The organism is Streptomyces sp. NPDC051963 (assembly GCF_044593495.1).
Taxonomy (GTDB): Bacteria; Actinomycetota; Actinomycetes; order Streptomycetales; family Streptomycetaceae; genus Streptomyces.
On the sequence record NZ_JBIUCC010000006.1, the window covers coordinates 544786 to 562985 of the forward strand.

The following is an 18200-nucleotide window of genomic DNA, read 5'->3' on the forward strand; positions in this document are numbered from 1 at the left end:
TCAAGGGGTGGGCCGGTCGGGCCAGTTGCGCAGCAGGGCGTCAAGGGCGTCCAGGACTCGCGTCCAGGTCTCCTCGCTGTCGGGGGCGCTGTGGCTGAATCCGCCCGCCACCTCCAGGCTGGCGTAGCCGTGGAAGACGCTGCCCAGCAGCCGCACGGCGTGGGTCTGCTCGGGTTCCGCCAGGTCGTAGCCGCGCAGGATCGCCCGCGTCATCCGGGCGTGCCGGACCCCTGCGCTGGCGGCTGCCGTCTCGGGGTCGAGTGTCATCCGGGCGGCGGCCGCCCGGCCGGGGTGCTCGTGGGCGTAGTCGCGGTAGACGTTCGCGAAGGCGGTCAGCGCGTCCTTGCCGGCCCGCCCCGCCACCGCGTCGGCGGACAGGTCGGCCAGTTCCTCCAGCGCGAACAGGGCGATCCGGGTCTTGAGGTCCTGGGAGCTCTTCACATGCGAGTACAGACTCGCGACCTTGACGTCGAAGCGTCTGGCGAGCTCCGAGACGGTCACCTGATCGAAGCCGACCTCGTCGGCGAGTTCCGCCCCTGCCCGGACCAGACGATCCGGGGTCAGCCCTACGCGTGCCATAACTTCCCTCCTTCCTACCGAAAGTCATCATGCATCTGCCTAATAGCTTTAGGCAAATCGCATAGGCTCCCGCGGTTGAGGCGACGACGCCTCCATCCGGAGCGGGTGCGCACGCGCGGCTCGGATACAGTGGCCCGCCTGGGTCACTGGGGAGGGGCTGCGATGCAGGTCAGGGTGGGGAATGCAGGGCTTGGGGCGGTGCATGTGGCGCTGTTGGCGGCGCTGCTGACGGGGTGCTCGGAGGCCGCGCCGGCAGAGGAGAAGGACACGGAAACGACCGCTTCGGCGAGCGGGGGCACCCTTGGTGCCGCCGGTTCGGCCTGCGAGCTCCCCGTCACCTTCGACATCGCCGAGGACTGGACGGCCGAGGCCGTGGACGGCGGATCGGCCGAGGACGTCGCCGACGCGCTCCTCCGCCAGGGCCCGGTCGCCCTCGTATGCGAGGTCGACGCCAAGCCCGCGGGCAACATCGGCTTCATCCGGGTCTGGACCGGCGATCCGGGCAAGGACGAGGCGCGCGCTGTGCTGGAGGCGTTCGTCGCGGCCGAGAGCGGTGCGAGCAAGGAGGCGTACCGGACGTTCACGACGGGCGACCTCGACGGCGTGGAGGTGGAGTACCTCTACACCAGCGAGATGCTCGACGAGACCAAGCAGGAACGCGCCTTCGCAGTCGTCACCCCCGACGGTCCGGTCGTCCTGCATCTGGGCGGGCTCGACACCGAGGAGCACGAGGAGATGCGCCCTGCGTACGAGCTCGCCAAGCGGACCCTGCGCGGCAACTGAGCACCGCGGCGCTGGCACCTGCTCCGGTGAGGGGCGGATTTACGTCGGCGAAGTACCGTTCGGGGAGATCCACCGGCGGCCTGTCCGCCGCTGCACGGAAGGACCCGAACCTGAACGCCTCGCTCGCGGAGACGCTGTCCGCGGCCATGCTCGTGCTCGTGCTGGTCTGTGCCGTCGTCCGTCCCTTCGGCTGGCCGGAAGCCGTGGTCGCGGTTCCGGCCGCGGTGCTGGTGGTTGCCGCCGGGGCGATCTCACCGGGCGATGCGCTGGCCGAAGCGGAACGGCTCGGGCCGGTGATCGGCTTCCTGGCGGCCGTGCTGGTCCTGGCTCAACTCTGTGACGACGAGGGGCTGTTCCAGGCCTGCGGGGCCTGGATGGCGCGTACGGCGGCGGGGCGGCCACGCCGACTGCTGATGCAGGTGTTCCTGGCCGCTTCGGCGATCACCGCCGTACTGAGCCTGGATGCCACGGTGGTGCTGCTCACCCCGGTGGTGTTCGCCACGGCGGCCAGGCTCGGCGCCCGCCCCAAGCCGCATGTGTATGCCTGTACGCATCTCTCGAACACGGCCTCCCTGCTCCTGCCGGTGTCCAACCTGACCAACCTGCTGGCATTCGCGGCCAGCGGGCTGAGCTTCACCCGCTTCGCCGCGCTGATGGCGCTGCCGTGGCTGGCTGCGATCGCCGTCGAGTACGTGGTCTTCCGGCGCTTCTTCGCCACCGACCTGGATGCCGGGGCGCAGGCCCCGCCCACCGCCGACGCTCCCGAACTGCCGCTGTTCGCCCTGGTGACCGTGGTGTGCACGCTGGCCGGGTTCGTGCTGACCTCTGCCGTCGGCATCGATCCGGCCTGGGCGGCCCTCGCCGGCGCGGCGGCCCTCGCCGTCCGGGCACTGTTCCGGCGCCGAACCACCCCGCAGGCGCTGCTGCGTTCCGTCTCGCTGCCGTTCCTGGCCTTCGTACTGGCGCTGGGGATCGTGGTCCGTGCGGTGGTGGACAACGGGCTCGACACGGCTCTGGGGCATCTCATCCCCCACGGCACCGGACTTGCGGCCCTGCTCGGCATCGCCGCGCTGGCCGCCGTACTGGCCAACGTGATCAACAATCTGCCGGCGGTGCTGGTGCTGCTGCCGTTGACCTCCGCGTCCGGCCCCGGCGCCGTTCTCGCTGTGCTGCTCGGGGTGAACATCGGACCCAATCTCACCTACGCCGGCTCGTTGGCCACCCTGCTGTGGCGGCGTATCGTCCACGCTCACGACGCGGAGGTGGGGCTCGGGGAGTTCACCCGGCTCGGCCTGTACGCGGTACCGGCGAGCCTGTGCGCCGCGGTGCTGGCACTGTGGGCGTCACTGGCCGCGTTCGGAGGAGGCTGATCCCATGTCGGTGGTCGTCTGGATCGTCGAAGCCACCTGGCCCGCCTGCGTGGACGCCGCCCGCACCCACGCCACCGCGGACGCCGACATCGTCCTGCTGCACGTCACCACCCACGATGTGCCGGGCGCGGCGCACGGCGCCTTCGCCGGGCTGCTCGGTCGCGGTCACCCCGAACTCGACCCGGGCACACGCATGGAGAACCTGGCCGCCGCCTCGGCCCAGCAGCTTCTGCGGGCAGCCGCCGATCGGCTGGGCCGCCCCTGCCAACGCACCGAGCGCATCGGCCGCGTCGAGCGCGAGGTCGTCGCCGCGGCCGAGGGCGCCGACCTGCTGATCCTTGCCCGTGACGGCGACCGCACCCACCTGGGCCCGCACAGCATCGGCCCCGCCAGCCGCTTCGTCGTCGACCACGCGCCCTGCCCCGTGCTGTTGGTCTGGCCCGAGCCGGCCCCCGGCCTGACCACCATGCCGCCGCGTCCGCCTCGTCCTCCGCATCACGGGTGAACGACCTCGACCGCCGAGCTGCTCGGCGACACGCGACAGTCAGGTGCCCATGGGAAGGGCCCCGGGGTAGCCTCCCGCGGTGACCTCACCTGATCAGCGCCTCGTGCCCGCCGATTTCGCCGTACCGCAACCGCCCGCCACCGACCGCTTCCGTCTGGAACCCCTCGGTCCTCAGCACAACATCGCCGACCACGCCGCCTGGACCTCCAGCATCGTCCACATCCGGGCCACCCCCGGGTTCGCCGGCCGCTCCTGGCCGCCGCCGGAGGGCATGACCCTGGAGGCCAATCTCGACGACCTGCGCAAGCACGCGGAGGACTTCGACCGGCGCATCGGCTTCACCTACACCGTCCTGTCCGTCCCCGGGGATGACGTCATCGGCTGTGTCTACGTGTACGGCTCACGCCAGGAGCCCGGCGTGACGGACGTCCGCTCCTGGGTCCGAGCGGACCACGCCTCCCTCGATGCCGAGCTCTACCGCGTCGTCAGCGACTGGCTGGCCCGCGAGTGGCCCTTCGAGCATGTGGCGTACGCGCCTCGCTGACCGTGGGCCTGCCCATGTCTCACCGTCCGACCACCCGGCGCGGTGACCCGGTCCGCCGCCGCGCCGGGCATGGCTGTCAGGACGCCGTGCAGGAACCGACCGTGGGGGCCGCGGTGTTGCCGTTGTTCATGACGGTGAATCCGAAGCTCGTGGACGCTCCGGCGGCGAGGGTGCCGTTGCCGTTGGGCTTCATCGTCATGACGTTGCCGCTGCTGTCCCAGGTGGGGGTGCCGTTCCAGGTCGCGGAGATCTTCTGAGGGGACGTCACGGTCACGGTGGTGGTCCAGGTGCTGATCGCCGAACTCCCCGCGGTGACGGTGACCTTGCCGTTGAAGCGGTCGCTCCACTCCTCCGCCTTGCTGTACGACACGGTGCAGGCGGCCGTACCGCCGGAGCCTGTGCCACCGAGGACGGTCAGTACGGCCGTGTAGGCGGGCTTCTTCGCGTAGTTGCCGTCGAAGAGCAGCGGCGTTCCGCCGGCGCGCCACGAGTACTTGTCGGTGACGCCCCAGACGGTGATGCCGGTGCAGCGCGAGACGGCCAGACAGGCGCGTACGACGTTGCTGTAGCTGTTCGCCTGGGCCGTGCCCGAGCCCTCGATGTCCAGTTCGGTGATCTGCACGTCGACGCCCAGGTCGGCGAAGCGCTGGAGGTTGGCCTGGTAGTCGGACGGGACGGGGGACGCGCTGTTGAAGTGGGACTGGAAGCCCACGCAGTCGATCGGGACGCCCCGTGCCTTGAAGTCCCTGACCAGGTTGTAGACGGCATTGCTCTTCGCGTTGACGCCGTCGGTGTTGTAGTCGTTGTAGCAGAGCTTTGCGGCCGGGTCCGCGGCGCGGGCGGTGCGGAACGCCTCCTCGATGAAGCCGTTGCCGAGCTTGTCCTGGAAGGGCGAGCTGCGCCGGGCACCGCTGGAGCCGTCCTGGAAGGCCTCGTTGACGACGTCCCAGGAGTGGATCTTTCCTTTCCAGTGGCCCATGACCTGGGTGATGTGGTTGTTCATGGCCGTTCTCAGGTCCGCCGCAGCCAACGCGCCCACCCAGCTGGGCAGTTGGGAGTGCCAGACCAGGGTGTGGCCGCGGACCTTCATGCCACGGCTCTGGGCGTGGCCGACGATCTGATCCGCCGCGCCGTACGTGAACGTGTTGCGGGTGCGCTCGACGGCGTCCCACTTCATCTCGTTCTCGGGTGTCACCGAGTTGAACTCGGTGTTGAGCGTGGCGGCGTAGTCGGCTTCGCCGAGGTGGTTCGCGGCGACAGCGGCGCCGAAGTAGCGGCCCTTCTCCGCGGCCGCGGCGCCGAGCGTACTGGCCGCCTCGGCGGTGCCCGACAGGGCCGAGATCCCGGCTGCGGCGAGCAGGCTCGCCATGCCGAGGACCAGCGCCCCGCGGGCACGGGAGCGCACGGGGGGCTGAGCGATGGACGTGCGGGTAGCCATCTGTTCCCCTTCCCTAGCGATTCCGAAAATTTCGGAACGATTTCCGAATGTCGCGGGAGACCATAGGGGCGGTCCCGCACGGCGTCAACGGATGTCGCGAGAGGCTAGGAGAGTTGGCTGAAGTGGCCCTTTGGGTCGAATGTTTCGATGAGCGGTGCGGCTCCTACGATCCCGTGTAGGCCGCGATCGTCGCCGTCGTCGTGGCGGCCACGACCTCCGGGTCCGCACCCGAAGCGGCATACGCGGCGCCCCATGCCTCACCCGAGCGTGTCGCGCACTCCTTGCCCTCGGGCGTTGCCTCCCATGCCTCGGTCCCCTCGCTGCTCAGCTCGCCGCCCGCGAGATGCACGGCCAGCCCGACGAGCCCCAGGTCCCAGCCGACCCCGGCCGCACCGGGACCGAACTGTCCCCAGAACTCGTCCGGCACCACGGCCACATGCTCCAGCTCCAGGACCGTGCGGTCCTCTCCGTCCGCCGTGAGCCGCACCTCGACCTCGCTGAAACCGGGGTCGGGCCCGTACAGCCAGCTCACCCGCAGCCGCGTCGGCTCGGCGCATTCGAGGATCTCGCCGCCGGCGTTGCCCTCCAACTGGTAACGCCCGCCGAGCTCGAACTCGCCGCTGACCGGCAGGAACCAGCGGCTGATCCGCTCCGGTGACGTCACCGCGTCCCACACGTCGGCGATGTCGGCGTCGTACGTCCGGCGCAGCAGCATCGTCCTCGCTTCTCCGGTCTCGACCTGACGGAGGCCGACCTCGCGGTGCATGCGGTTGATCTCGTCGACGAAGTCACCCATCCCGGCTCACCTCCTTTCCCTCTCTCAGCCTGCGCTCGCGCCTACCCCGCGCAAGCTCCGTCCCGAGCGCGTCGAGCCGCTGTTCCCAGAACCCCCGGAAGCGGTCCAGCCAGGCGTCCACCTCGCGCAGCGGCGCGGCGTCGACGGCGTACAGCCGCCGGGTGCCTTCCGCTCGTACGGAGGTGAAGCCGCTCTCCCTCAGCACCCTCAGATGCTGCGAGACGGCCGGCTGGGAGATCCCGAACTCGTCCCGGATCACGGCACTGATCTCACCCGACGCCTGCTCACCGGATGCGAGTAGCTCCAATATCCGGCGCCTGACCGGATCTCCAAGGACATCGAAGGCGTGCACGGAGCCGACTATGCCATCGCCGACTTATATAAGGCAAGGCTTAAATAGAGCAGGTCTCAGAGGGCGAGGATCACATGGAGGCCGGGACCGCGGCGAGTCCCACGGTCCCGGTAGTCGGACGTCCGGCCGGCCCTTCTCACACGTGCGGCCGACGCCCCCGCTCCTGGTGCGGGAAGGTCTGGTCGGCTCCGGGCAGCGTCGGCTTCGGCAGGGTCGCCACCTCTTCCTTCGCCTTCTCCAGCTGCTCGGCGGTGTCGTCGGGCAGCCGGGGCGACCGGGGACGGGCGTCCGAGAAGCGGAACGCCGAGGTGAAGTCACCGAAGGTGGCGCGCCGCCAGTCGCTGACGTTCGCCTCCTCCACTCCCGTGAAGCGCTCCAGGAACTGGAGCGCGGAGGTGTGGTCGAACCTCTCCGACGCCACCCAACCGCCCACCGTCCAGGGTGAGATGACGATGGCCGGGACACGGAACCCGCCGCCGATCGGCAGCCCCTGGACGAACTCGTCCGGCGTGCCCGCGGGCGGGGTCGGCGGGGCCACATGGTCGAACAGGCCGTCGTTCTCGTCGTAGTTGAGGATGAACGCGGTCTTGCGCCACACCTTCGGGTTGGACGCGATCGCCTCAAGCTTGGAGGCGACGAAGTCGGCGCCCGCGGCGGGCAGATAGTCCGGGTGCTCGGACTGGTAGCTCGTCGGCATGATCCAGGAGACGGCCGGGAGGCGGTCGTTGCGGGCGTCGTCCTCGAACGTGCCTTCCGGCTGCGGACGTACACCCCGCTCGTACAGGTCGGAGCCCGGCTGCGCGTTCTTGAACGTCGCGAACTGCTCCAGCATGTTGCAGCCGTAGTCGTCGTCCTGCTGGTACACCTTCCAGCTGATCCCGGCCGCCTGAAGACGCTCGGCGTATGTCGTCCAGCGGTACGGCGTCGGCGCCACGTTGCTCAGGATCGGACCGCCCTGCGTGCCGGCGGGGTCGATCGTGCCGGTCATCCAGTACAGGCGGTTCGGCCAGGTCGGGCCGAACACCGAGCAGAAGTAGTGGTCGCAGATGGTGAAGGTCTCCGCGAGCGCGAACTGGAACGGGATGTCCTCGCGCGTGTAATAGCCCATGACGTACGGGCCGTTGACGCCGTCGGCCTTTCGGTGGGCCGGCAGCCACCGGTCCATCTTGCCGCCGTTCCACGCCTCGTGCTGTACCGACCAGGCGTGACTCGTGGACGGGATGGCCTGCGCACTGGACGTACGGGTGTCCAGGTGGAAGGGCAGAAGGTAGCCCTTCGGGTTCTCGGCGTCCGGCTGGTAGAAGACGGAACGTCCGTCGTCGAGCTTGAGCGCGTGCGGGTCGGCGAAGCCGCGGACGCCCGACAGGGTGCCGAAGTAGTGGTCGAAGGACCGGTTCTCCTGCATCAGCAGGACGACATGCTCGATGTCGCGCAGCGAGCTGTGCTTGGGCGGTTCAGCGGCCACGGCCTTCTGCAGGCTCGGCGGGAGGAGGGAGAGGGCCGCGGCGCCGCCCAGCGCGCCGGCGGCGGAACCCAGAAGTCTACGGCGGGTCAACTCAGCCATGATTGCCCCTTACTTGAGCGCCGGAAGCGCTACGAGTGACGGTCGGCCCGGGTGGGGAGACGGGCCGCCGAACACTCTTCGCCCGGGTCGGCGCCGGGCATCAGGGGCGGGTGATGAACTTGTCGCCAACGTGCGGGAAGGGGTTGGCCAAGCCGTGACCTGCAATATTGGCTCGTTGCCGGGGCGTTGCCCCGCCTTGGGGTGTGGATGGCCGCGCCATGAAGTGAGGGCGATCAGCGCGCAGGACCGAAACGCGTCTCACCCGACGCGGGTGAGACGCACCGCGATGCTCTCCGGGTAGCGCAGCTCCAGTTGGTTCTTCGACTTCCAGGTGATGGTCTGAGGTACGCCGCGTGGGCAGCCGATGTTCTTCGGGGTGGAAGCGTCGAGTTCCAGTGGACTCAGCGTCACGACGCTCTTCGTGGCCGACACCAGCTCCGAGGTCCCGTTGCAACGCCAGTCGATCGACCACCCGGTGTACGTACCGACCTTCGTGCCCACCGCACCCTGCTTGATGGTCAGCGTGCCCTGGATCTCGGACCTCCAGGTGCCGAGGAACTTGTCGGGGACCGGCCTGCCGCTGGGCCGCGCCATGGGCTTCAGCTCGACCGTCATGTCCCCCATCGCCCAAGTGAGCCTGCCCGCCGAGGACTTGAGGCCACCGGACCGGCTCAGGTCGCACGCGCCCCGGGCGGCCGTGGCGGGAACCGCCTTCACCACGTCGAAGGAGGCGAGCGTCATCGTGTTCCCCTGCTTCGACCCCAGTCTCGACTCGACCTTGCAGTACGTGTCCTTGCTCAGGTACAGGAATTCGGCGGCCTTCTCACCGCGCGCGGCGGCCCCGTCGACATCGACGCGCAGATACTCGTGCTCGTCGGAGATCGAGCTGTCCGTGCGCTGCACGAGCCCGGCCCAGGCGCCGCCGAACTTCGCCGGCTTCTGGCCTGGGGAGGCGCTGCCGCCCCGGGCGCCGGAGGTCGATCCGGCGTCGGCCTGCTGATCGTCGCCCGTGTTCCCGTCGGGGAGTTGGGTGAGCACGACGGCGGTGGCGGCCGTGACGGCGACGCCGGTCGCCGCGGCGATCCACGCTGAGCGGGAGCGGCGGCGAGGCCGGCGGGTCGGGCCCTGGCTCGCACCCGAGGTAGGGGCCGGTGGCTGTGGCGGTGCGATGCGTACCGCCACAGGGCGCGGCTCGTGTGCGGGGGCGTCCGCGTCGAGGAGTTGGGCCGCGTGGCGCCCGAGCGCGGCGAGCAGCGGACCGGGCAGCCAGGGGTGACCGTTCTCGATATCGGCGTCGGCGGTCCACGCCAACAGGTGGTCCACGGTGGGCCGTTCGGTCGGATCCTTGGCCAGACAGCCCCGTACGAGTTCGAGAATCCCGGGCGGGACGCCGGTCAGATCGGGCTCTTCTTCGGCGATCCGGAACATGACGGCGTGCACACCGCTGTCCTCGGTGCCGAACGGCATGTGGCCGGTCGCGGCGTAGGCGAGGACGGTGCCGACGCAGAACACGTCGGAGGCGGGCGTGAGTCGATGCCCGCGCACCTGCTCGGGGGACATGAACCCCGGTGAGCCGATGACGGCTCCGGTATGGGTCCGCACCCCGTCGGCCACCATGTCGAGGGCTCTGGCGATACCGAAGTCGATGACGCGCGGCCCGTCGATGGTGAGCAGGATGTTCGAGGGCTTCAGATCGCGATGGACGAGTGCGGCGCCATGAATGGTGTGCAGGGCGTGGGCGAGACCGTTCGCGAGGGCCCGCACCGAGTACTCGGGCAGTGGACCGTGTTCCTTGGCGACCACGCTGTGCAGATCCGGACCCGGTACGTAGCCGGTGGCCACCCAGGGAGTCGCCGCGTCGGTGTCCGCGTCCAGGACGGACGCCGTCCAACTCCCGCCGACGCGCCGCGCGGCGGTCACCTCCAGCGCGAATCTTCGCCGGAATTCCGGGTGTTGCGCGAACTCGGCCCTGACCACCTTCACGGCGACGGTACGCCCGCCCTCCGAGCGCGCAAGATACACGCGGCCCATACCGCCGGCGCCAAGACGCGCGAGCATGCGGTACGGGCCTATGCGTGCCGGATCTTCAGTTGTCAACGCGTCCACCCGACGCACTCTAGACCAGACGGTGTCCCCCGTGCTGCCGCTGCCGGCACCGCTCGGTCAAGTGGCCGACTCGGCGGACTCGTTGTCACGCGAGACGCACAGGGCCCAGATGATGAAGCCGGAGATCGCGATCATCACGACCGACCAGACCGGGTAGTACGGCAGGGAGAGGAAGTTGGCGATGATGAGCAGGGCGGCGATGGCCACGCCGCTTACGCGCGCCCAGGTCGCCATCTGGAACAGTCCCATGCTGACGACCACGGCGACCGCGCCGAGGGCCAGATGGATCCAGCCCCAGCTGGTGAGGTCGAACTCGAAGACGTAGTTCTGGGTCGTGACGAAGACGTCGTCCTCGGCGATCGCCGCGATGCCTCGCAGGACGTCGAGTATGCCCCCGATCATGAGCATGACGGCCGCAAACATTGTCAGGCCGCCGGCCCATGCCTGGCCGGTCGTCCGCGTACGTGCGGGCTGTGTGGCGGTCATCCTGCTGCCTCGATTCGGTGTGGTCCGGCGCGCTCAGCGGCCGGAGGTGGGTGACGAGGGTCCGTGGCCGCTCAGAACCAGTTCCTTCGCCCGGTTGAACTCCTCGTCCGTGATGTCACCGCGGGCACGGATCTCGGACAGCTTGGCGAGTTCGTCCGCGCTGGTGGGGCGTTGCCCGCCACCGCCGGCGGTCTCCCGGATGTAGCTGTCGAACGCCTCCTGCTGCGCGCGCGCCTGCGCCGCCTCGCGGTGGCCCATGTTCTTCCCGCGGGCCACGACGTAGACGAAGACTCCGAGGAAGGGCAGGACGATGCAGAACACCAGCCAACCGGCCTTGGCCCCGCCGCTCAGGTCGTCGTCACGGAAGATGTCGACGATGACCCGGAAGAGCAGGACGAACCACAGGATCCACAGGAAGACCACGAAGATGGTCCAGAAGGCGCTCAACAGCGGATAGTCGTACGCGAGGTACGTCTGCGCGCTCATGTCTCTCCTCCGTCCAGGGCGATCGCCCGGAAGCCGTTCGGTTTTCAGCGTGCCCACGGCAAGGGGCGGGGGGCCTCACCCGGGGCGGGTGAGCGTGCGATGGTGACGGGATCTCGGTTCGGCCGCCGCCGGGCCCGGTCCAGGACGGGGACGAACACCGCCACCGGCCTCGTCAGCCGGTTCCGGAGCAGGGGCGCAGGCGCGGTGCCGCTCAGCGCCCGGCCGAGTCGCCCTGCCCCGTGACGCCCGCGCGGCGGAGTGCGGCCCGCCATGCGAGGGCGACCGCCGCTTCGGCCAGGCCGAGCAGGACGAGCCACAGGCCGAGCAGCCGGGTCAGTGCCCGGGCCGACTCGGACGGCAGGGCCAGCACCACGATCCCCGCGACGATGCCGATCACGGCGACGCCGACGACGAAGCCGCGGTGGGGCAGGTCCTTGGCGGCGATCGCGGTGTGCAGGGTGAGGATGCCCGACACCAGCCAGACGGTACCGACGATCAGGGAGAGCGCGGCGATGGTCTGGAGCGGGTTCCGCAGGCACAACACCCCGGCCAGCACGAACAGCAGGGCGAGCAGCAGCCGGGTCACCCGTTCACTCGTCTCCTCACGGCCGAACGCCTCGACGAACCGGAACGCCGCCATCACGAGCAGATACAGCCCGATCAGGACCGCCAGCACATGCAGGGTCTCGTCGGGCCAGACCAGGATCAGGATGCCCGGTACGAGCGTGGCGATCGCCGAGGCGAGGATCCACGTCCATGAGCGTCCGAGCGCCGCGAGCGCTTCCGCGGGGTCACCCATCGCTCCGGGGGCCGCCCCGGCCGGCTTGAACTCCGGTTCGGTGCGCGGTGTCGGGCCACGCGACTCGGTCATGGCTCCTCCTCGCATGGTCGGGCTGACCGCTCCCGGATCGCCGACGGGGCGGTCCGGGAGCCTCACCGGGCCAGATTCCCGCCCTGGGCCTGTCGCCGGGTCACCCCCGGCGGGTGATCCGGACACCCAGCCCGCGTGGCGAGCCGGTCAGGGTGACTCGGGCAGCTGGCGCATCTCGAGGACTCGTAGCCCCAGCGACTGGCAGCGGGCCAGTAGGCCGTACAGCTGCGCCTCGTCGACGACGGGGCCGAACAGGACGGTGTGGCCGGAGATCACGACATGGTCCAGCTCCGGAAAGGCCTTGGCCAGCGTCTCCGACACATGTCCTTCGACACGGATCTCATAGCGCATGAGCTGCCCTCCCGTTGGGAGGCCTGGGGCGGGCGGAGTCCGTCTTCACCTGCGATCGTCCGCCTCGGCAGGTCTCCCGCCCTCACCCGGTGCAGGTGAAGTGTCGCCGTCGCGGCCGATCCACGTCAGTGCGTCAGGTAGATCTTGAACGAGATGATCAGCAGACCGAGCAGTAGATTCACCGCGGCGGTGATGGCCATGAGCCGCCGCGAGGCAGCCGCCCTCCGTGCCGCGGCCACCGACCAGCCCACCTGCCCGGCCACGGCCACCGAGAGCGCCAGCCAGAGCGCACCCTGAACGTCGAGACCCAGCACCGGGCTGATGGCCACGGCGACGGCGGGCGGGACTGCGGCGTTGACGATCGGCCACTCCTCACGGCACACGTGCAGCACGGTGCGGCGGTCCAGCCGCTGCTGTGCCAGACGCGTACCGAAGAGCTGGGCGTGCACATGCGCGATCCAGAACGCCACCCCGGTGAGCAACAGCAGCAGCACCAGTTCGAGGCGGGGGAAGCGACCCAGGGCTCCGGCCCCCACGATCACGGAGGCGGCGAGCATCGAGCCGTAGACCCCGCCGGTGTAGTCGGCGTGAGCCCGGCGCTCGGCGCTGCTCCGCGTGGTCTGCCCGGTCCTGGACATCACGGTCTCCCAAGCGTCAGTCGGGCGGGCCCGTCGCGGCGGCCGGCACGGCCGTCTCCGGTTGCCTGGGCCGGGCCGGGAGGTGCCGTGTGACGAGGAAACTCGCGAGCGTGATGCCACCGGTGGCGAGGATCGCCGCTTTGAGACCGTCGAGTTGCGCCGAAGCGTAGGAGTCGGCAACGGCGTCGACCTCGGCCGGGGGCAGCCCGGCGCGTTCGGCCGCCGAGCGCACCTGTTCGGTGGGGACGAAGGTGACGCCGGCTTCGAGGGCGACGCCGGTCTGCTGCCGGGCCTCCTCCGACAGGCTCGGGTCGGCCTCCACCTGCGTGGTGAAGGCGTGGGCCAGCGCGCCGATGAGCAGCGATCCGATGAGCGCGGTGCCCAGCGCGGAGCCCAACTGCTGAGCCGTGAACTGCAGTCCGCCGACCTCGCTGCGCTCCTTCTCGCCGACGCTGGACTGAACGACGTTGCCCAGCTGCGAGGCGAGCAGCCCCATGCCCACACCGAGCAGGGCCATCGCTCCGGCGAACTGCGCATCGTCGATGACCGGGTCGATGGTGGCCAGCAGCCACACGATGGCCGCGGCGAGGGTCAGCAGGGCCAGCCGGACCACCCGGCGCGGTCCCGCCATCCGCCCCAGCCGGGCGGCGATCAGGGAGGTCGCGAGCATGGTGGCGGACACCGGCAGCAGCCGCAGACCGGTCTCGAAGGCGTCGAATCCCTGAACCACCTGGAGATAGAGCGGGATGGTGAAGAACAGTCCCAGCAGGATGAGGTTCTGGCTCAGCAAGGACATCAGGCCGGCCCGCAGCACGGGCTTGTGGAGCAGCGGCAGATGCACCAGGGGTTCGCTGCCGTGCGCTTCACGACGTCGCTCCCAGTGGGCGAAGACGGCGAGCAGGGCGACTCCGGCCCCGATGACGAACAACGTCGGCGCGAAACCCAGCACGGTGAAGGGCGGGTTGCGGGGCTGCACCCATCCCCAGGAGCCGCTCTGCAGCACCCCGAGCACGCCCAGCGCCAGCCCGCCCGCCGAGAGCGCGGCGCCGACCCCGTCGAGCCGGGGACGCGGACCGGTGCGGGGCGCTTCCGTGATCACCCGGTGGAAGCACAGCATGACCGCGACGACCACGACCTCGCCGGCGAAGACCAGCCGCCAGGTGAGATACGTCGTCACCCAGCCGCCCAGCAGCGGCCCGACCGCGATCCCTGCGCCGGCCAGTCCGCCGATGACGCCGTAGGCCACGGCCCGGTCCCTGCCGCGGTAGGACTCGGCGACGAGGGCGGCCATGGCGGGCAGCACCAGCGCGGCACCGAGTCCTTCGATGACCGACCAGCCCAGCCCGAGCACCCACAGGGTGGGCGCCACGGCGGTCAGGGCCGATCCGGTGCCGTAGACGACGAGTCCCAGGAGGAACAGGCGACGTCGTCCGTAGATGTCTCCGAGTCGGCCGCCGATGACCATGAACGCCGCCATGACCAGCGCGTACAGCGTGATGACGGCCTGGATGGCGGTGACCTCGGTGTCGAAGTCCTCGACCAGTTGGCTGATGGAGACGTTCATGACGGATGTGTCCAGGACCATCAGGAACTGGGCGGTACCCAGGACGATCAATGCCCGCCAGTGCTTCACCTCGTCCACCTCGCCGAGTCGGCCCGGGACGCCGGAAGAGGTGGCGTCCGGCAGCAACCGCCACCGACCGACTGCCAACTCCATCGCAGCTCAGAGGCCCGTCCGGCGCATCACCCGCCACGGGCGAGCCTGCTACCGCGTGGCCATGTCCACGGGCCGGCGGAACCGTGACCAGGTCATGGCAACCGCAGCAGTCCGTCAATGACGGTGCGTCCCTTGCTCCCGGCCTCCGGCATGAAGTGGGCGTAGTAACCAAGCGTGACAGTGGGCGAAGAGTGCCCGAGCCATTGCGCCGGCGTCACCACAGACTCACCTGCCTCGAGCATGATCGAGGCGTAGGTCTGCCTCAGCACGTGAAACCCGTCCCATGGTGCCGCCTGCCACTGCCAAGGTCGCGGGGAACAGCTTCAAGATCGCGTCGATTGCGGCCGTGTACTCAGCCGGCAACGCCACGGACGTATCGAACAGTTATCGCTCGCCGGCGGTCAGGCGCCCGTTCACCTCGTCGAGGCGCCCGTGCGCCGCCATCACCCCTCCTCGCCGCACGAGTTCCGGGCGACTCAGCGCCAGCTCCTGTAACGACGCGTGCGCCCAGTGACGTTCCGACCACGTGCGCGGGTCCACTGAGGTGCGCTATCAGTTTCGCGACATCGTCGACCAGGTCGTTGATCGTCAGGCGGAGAAAGATCGAAGGTCGCCACCCGGTATCCGGCGCCGATCAGCGCCAGGACCAGGTGCAAGGTCCATACGTTGCCCTGTCGTTGCTTCGTTTCAACCCAGGCCCAGTACGGCGTCGAGTCCGACCGTCACTCCGGTGAGATTTGGGACGGCGCGTAGCGCGGTGAGCACTCCGGGCATGAGGGACTCGCGTGTTACGGAGTCGTATCGCAGCCTCAGAATTTCGCCGTCGACGCCGAACAGCACCTCTTGCGATGACATGAACCCACGGACTCGGACCGAGTGTACGGAGACTCCCTCGATCCGCCCGCCCCGCACGCCATGTGGGTCGAGGTAGGTGGCATCGGGTGATGGGGCGCAACCCGCTTCGGCGCGAGCGCGACCGATCAGTTCGGCCGTGTGCAGCGCCGTTCCCGATGGCGCGTCCACCTTGTCAGGATGGTGCATCTCGATGATCTCGACAGACTCGAAGAACGGGGCGGCCTTTGTGGCGAACTTGGTCATCAGCACCGCACCGACCGAGAAGTTCGGAACGACGAACACGCTGACGTCACCATGGTCGACCAGCGCGGCGCGGATCTGCTCCACAGACCGCTCGTCGAAGCCGGATGTCCCCACCACGACGTGAAGCCCTTGCTTGATGCACCACTGGACTTGCTCGTGGGCAACGTCCGGTGGCGAGAACACGAGCACGACATCAGCGTTGTGGTCGACGATGTCCTGCACGTCGTCATCAATGTCGATCTCGGCAACCACGGTCAAGTCGGAGCTGGCCTCAATTGCGCGGACCGACGCCACGCCCATCCGCCCGCGGGCCCCCAACACAGCAACTCGAGTCATATGGTTAGCCTAACCTATGTTGACCTCCCGGCTCCAGTGCCATCAAGCCAAGAAGCTAAGCGAGTTGACGCGCACTGGCTGGCTGCGGATGTGAGCTCCGACATCGTCTGGTGGTCGGTTTCGGCACCACCGAACGGCCTCGCGGTGGGCCGGGTCAGCACCCCTGCCAGCAGCCCCGGGTGGAACCCGGTTCCGCGGGGTTCGCCGGCGAAGGACTCGTCGGAAGCGATCGCAACTGAGTTCGGGTTCGACAGCCTCACTCAAAGCCCGGAGGAGCAGGCGTTGGTGAGGTATCGCCGCCCGGTCGGTGTCGCGTCGATGTACCGGATCGCGGCCACGGCGCGCAAGGCACTCAACGACGCGATGTACGGCGAGGCGCGGTTGATCACCTTCAACCCTGCCGTCGAGCTACCGCGCACGCTCCCTCGCCCGACTCGTCACATCAGTACATCAGTGACAGTGGTCCAGAACACACGAACCTTCAATTTAGGTAAGGCTAAGCTATGTTGCTGCAGGCTGAGTGGCGGACCAAGGACCGGCCGCGGCTCACACGGATAGTGCCGCCGCTCGGCCTGGCCATGGTCGATGCCGGCCGGTCGGGACATCGGCGGCAATTCAGCTGGATTGACGAGGCAGCTTGGTTGCCGAAGGAATGTGACTGTCGGTGGGGAGGCGGACATGCGCGATCCGGAGGTTGTCGTGGTGGGCGGAGGAAACGCCGGTTACTGCGCGGCTCACGCGGCGGCCGAGCGTGGGCGACGCGTAGTGCTGCTGGAGAAGGCGCCGCGGGCGCATGCCGGTGGGAACAGCTACTACACCCTGGGTTCGACCCGGATGGTGCACGACGGGCTCGGCGACCTGCTCGAGGTCCTCGAGCCCGATGAGCGTCACGCGCGTACTGAGGTCCCGCCGTATCCGGCGGCGGAGTTCCTGGCCGATCTGGAGCGGGTCACCGGAGGGCGGGGTGACAAGGAACTCGCCGAGGCCGTCGTCGAAGGCTCGCGTGACGCTGTCCGCTGGCTGCATGCATTGGGGCTGCGATTCCAACTGATGTACGAGCGGCAGGCTCACGAACGTCCCGACGGGACCTTCGCGTTCTGGGGTGGATCGCACGTGTGCAACGTCGACGGCGGACCTGGGCTGATGTCGGCCCATGAGCGCGTCGCATCACGACTCGGAGTCGAGGTGCACTACAGCTGCTCGGTCACGGGGCTGATGACTGATGGTGGTTCGGTCGTTGGCGTTCGGATAGGTGATCAGGAGCTTCCAGCGGAGTCGGTGGTGATCGCCAGCGGCGGTTTCGAGGCGAATGCGCAATGGCGTCAGCGCTACCTGGGAGACGGCTGGCAGCACGCGAAGGTGCGTGGCACGCCGTACAACACCGGTGACCTGATCGGCGCGGCGCTGGAGATAGGCGCAGATCGTGGAGGCGACTGGTCGACTTGCCACAGCGTTCCGTGGGACGCGTCATTTCCCGAGAACGAGAGCAATCGTGCCTTGACGAACCGGCTCAGCCGGTACGGCTATCCGCTCGGCATCGTTGTCAACCGCCGGGGTCAACGGTTCCTCGACGAAGGCGCGGACTTTCGCAACTATACGTACGCGAAGTACGGCAAGGTGATCCTCGAACAGCCGGGTTCGGTGGCGTTTCAGGTATTCGATGCGAAGTCGCGCCCGATGCTGGCGGCGTACGAGTACGAGATGCCAGGGATCGTCCCGGTTGTCGCCAACAGCGTCGAAGAGCTTGCCGCGGCCATGGATGTCGATGTCGACGGATTCGTGCAGACGGTTCGGGAGTTCAACTCATCGATCGACACCAGCCGTCCGCTCGATCCGACGATCAAGGATGGCCGCAGCGCGGCGGTGGAGCCCGTCAAGAGCAATTGGGCATCGGCGGTCGAGGCGCCTCCGTACTACGCGTATCCGGTGACTTGTGGAATCAGTTTCACCTTCGGTGGCCTTCGCGGTGACGTTGATGGCCGGGTGCTCGATCGGTCGGGTGAGCCCATCCCCGGACTCTTCGCATGCGGTGAAACGCTCGGCGGGCTCTTCAGCGCGAACTACCCGACAGGTGCCGGCCTGACCGCGGGAATGGTGATCGGGCGACGTGCCGGCTCGCTCGCCTGAGCCGCTGCCCAGGACGGGTGTCGCGGTGGCTTGCGGCGCACACGGACCAAAGT

The 18200-nt window shown here is 69.0% G+C and carries 19 protein-coding genes and 1 pseudogene; 5 read left to right on the forward strand and 15 right to left on the reverse strand.

Translation table 11 applies throughout. From position 1 onward, the window contains the following. Positions 1-579, reverse strand: coding sequence for a WHG domain-containing protein (locus ACIHFB_RS27020; protein WP_365282875.1), 579 nt, complete (start codon positions 577-579; stop codon positions 1-3). Between the two features lie 162 nt (positions 580-741). Here ACIHFB_RS27020 and ACIHFB_RS27025 point away from each other — a divergent pair, with 162 nt between their 5' ends. The 4 genes from ACIHFB_RS27025 (at position 742) to ACIHFB_RS27040 (ending at position 3781) form a co-directional block, all read left to right on the forward strand. Next, positions 742-1362: a lipoprotein gene (locus tag ACIHFB_RS27025; RefSeq protein ID WP_400128161.1), complete on the forward strand. Its 621-nt coding sequence runs from the start codon at positions 742-744 to the stop codon at positions 1360-1362. A 146-nt stretch (positions 1363-1508) separates the two neighbouring features. Beyond that, positions 1509-2732, forward strand: a complete 1224-nt coding sequence (locus tag ACIHFB_RS27030; RefSeq protein ID WP_400128283.1) for an SLC13 family permease — start codon at positions 1509-1511, stop codon at positions 2730-2732. Positions 2733-2736: 4 nt separating this feature from the next. Next, positions 2737-3237, forward strand: a complete 501-nt coding sequence (locus ACIHFB_RS27035) for a universal stress protein (RefSeq protein WP_400128162.1) — start codon at positions 2737-2739, stop codon at positions 3235-3237. Positions 3238-3316: 79 nt separating this feature from the next. Beyond that, positions 3317-3781, forward strand: coding sequence for an N-acetyltransferase (locus ACIHFB_RS27040; RefSeq protein WP_400128163.1), 465 nt, complete (start codon positions 3317-3319; stop codon positions 3779-3781). Positions 3782-3857: 76 nt separating this feature from the next. On the opposite strand, the gene ACIHFB_RS27045 is transcribed toward ACIHFB_RS27040, so the two are convergent. The 14 genes and pseudogenes from ACIHFB_RS27045 to ACIHFB_RS27110 form a co-directional block, all read right to left on the reverse strand. Then, positions 3858-5219 (reverse strand): endo-1,4-beta-xylanase, encoded by a 1362-nt coding sequence (locus ACIHFB_RS27045; RefSeq protein WP_365282871.1) that lies wholly within the window; start codon positions 5217-5219, stop codon positions 3858-3860. Between the two features lie 163 nt (positions 5220-5382). Continuing rightward, complete coding sequence (locus ACIHFB_RS27050; RefSeq protein WP_400128164.1) at positions 5383-6015, reverse strand: SRPBCC family protein; 633 nt, start codon at positions 6013-6015, stop codon at positions 5383-5385. Continuing rightward, a complete protein-coding gene (locus ACIHFB_RS27055) occupies positions 6008-6367 on the reverse strand; it encodes an ArsR/SmtB family transcription factor (RefSeq protein ID WP_400128165.1) in 360 nt (119 codons plus the stop codon). Before ACIHFB_RS27055 ends, ACIHFB_RS27050 begins: the two co-directional genes overlap by 8 nt. Positions 6368-6503: 136 nt before the next feature. Beyond that, positions 6504-7931: an alkaline phosphatase family protein gene (locus ACIHFB_RS27060; RefSeq protein WP_365282869.1), complete on the reverse strand. Its 1428-nt coding sequence runs from the start codon at positions 7929-7931 to the stop codon at positions 6504-6506. 258 nt (positions 7932-8189) lie between these two features. Then, the gene (locus tag ACIHFB_RS27065) at positions 8190-9989 is read right to left on the reverse strand and encodes a serine/threonine-protein kinase (protein ID WP_400128166.1); all 1800 of its coding nucleotides are present in this window, start codon (positions 9987-9989) and stop codon (positions 8190-8192) included. Between the two features lie 105 nt (positions 9990-10094). After that, the gene (locus tag ACIHFB_RS27070) at positions 10095-10523 is read right to left on the reverse strand and encodes a hypothetical protein (RefSeq protein WP_365282867.1); all 429 of its coding nucleotides are present in this window, start codon (positions 10521-10523) and stop codon (positions 10095-10097) included. 33 nt (positions 10524-10556) lie between these two features. Beyond that, positions 10557-11009 (reverse strand): SHOCT domain-containing protein, encoded by a 453-nt coding sequence (locus tag ACIHFB_RS27075; RefSeq protein ID WP_365282866.1) that lies wholly within the window; start codon positions 11007-11009, stop codon positions 10557-10559. 211 nt (positions 11010-11220) lie between these two features. Beyond that, the gene (locus ACIHFB_RS27080; RefSeq protein ID WP_365282865.1) at positions 11221-11880 is read right to left on the reverse strand and encodes a DUF308 domain-containing protein; all 660 of its coding nucleotides are present in this window, start codon (positions 11878-11880) and stop codon (positions 11221-11223) included. A gap of 147 nt (positions 11881-12027) precedes the next feature. Next, a complete protein-coding gene (locus ACIHFB_RS27085; RefSeq protein ID WP_365282864.1) occupies positions 12028-12231 on the reverse strand; it encodes a hypothetical protein in 204 nt (67 codons plus the stop codon). A 125-nt stretch (positions 12232-12356) separates the two neighbouring features. Then, positions 12357-12869 (reverse strand): hypothetical protein, encoded by a 513-nt coding sequence (locus ACIHFB_RS27090; RefSeq protein ID WP_365282863.1) that lies wholly within the window; start codon positions 12867-12869, stop codon positions 12357-12359. Positions 12870-12885: 16 nt separating this feature from the next. Next, positions 12886-14502, reverse strand: a complete 1617-nt coding sequence (locus tag ACIHFB_RS27095; protein ID WP_400128285.1) for an MFS transporter — start codon at positions 14500-14502, stop codon at positions 12886-12888. Positions 14503-14678: 176 nt separating this feature from the next. Further along, positions 14679-14897, reverse strand: a pseudogene (locus ACIHFB_RS27100) (site-specific integrase); the annotation flags it as partial. 376 nt (positions 14898-15273) lie between these two features. Beyond that, complete coding sequence (dapB, locus tag ACIHFB_RS27105; protein WP_365282862.1) at positions 15274-16020, reverse strand: 4-hydroxy-tetrahydrodipicolinate reductase; 747 nt, start codon at positions 16018-16020, stop codon at positions 15274-15276. Positions 16021-16280: 260 nt separating this feature from the next. Beyond that, the gene (locus ACIHFB_RS27110) at positions 16281-16439 is read right to left on the reverse strand and encodes a hypothetical protein (RefSeq protein WP_365282861.1); all 159 of its coding nucleotides are present in this window, start codon (positions 16437-16439) and stop codon (positions 16281-16283) included. A 259-nt stretch (positions 16440-16698) separates the two neighbouring features. Between ACIHFB_RS27110 and tcuA the strand changes: the two genes are divergently transcribed. Continuing rightward, entirely contained in the window at positions 16699-18147 is a 1449-nt protein-coding gene (gene tcuA / locus ACIHFB_RS27115; protein ID WP_400128167.1) for an FAD-dependent tricarballylate dehydrogenase TcuA, read from the forward strand. Positions 18148-18200 lie beyond the last annotated feature (53 nt).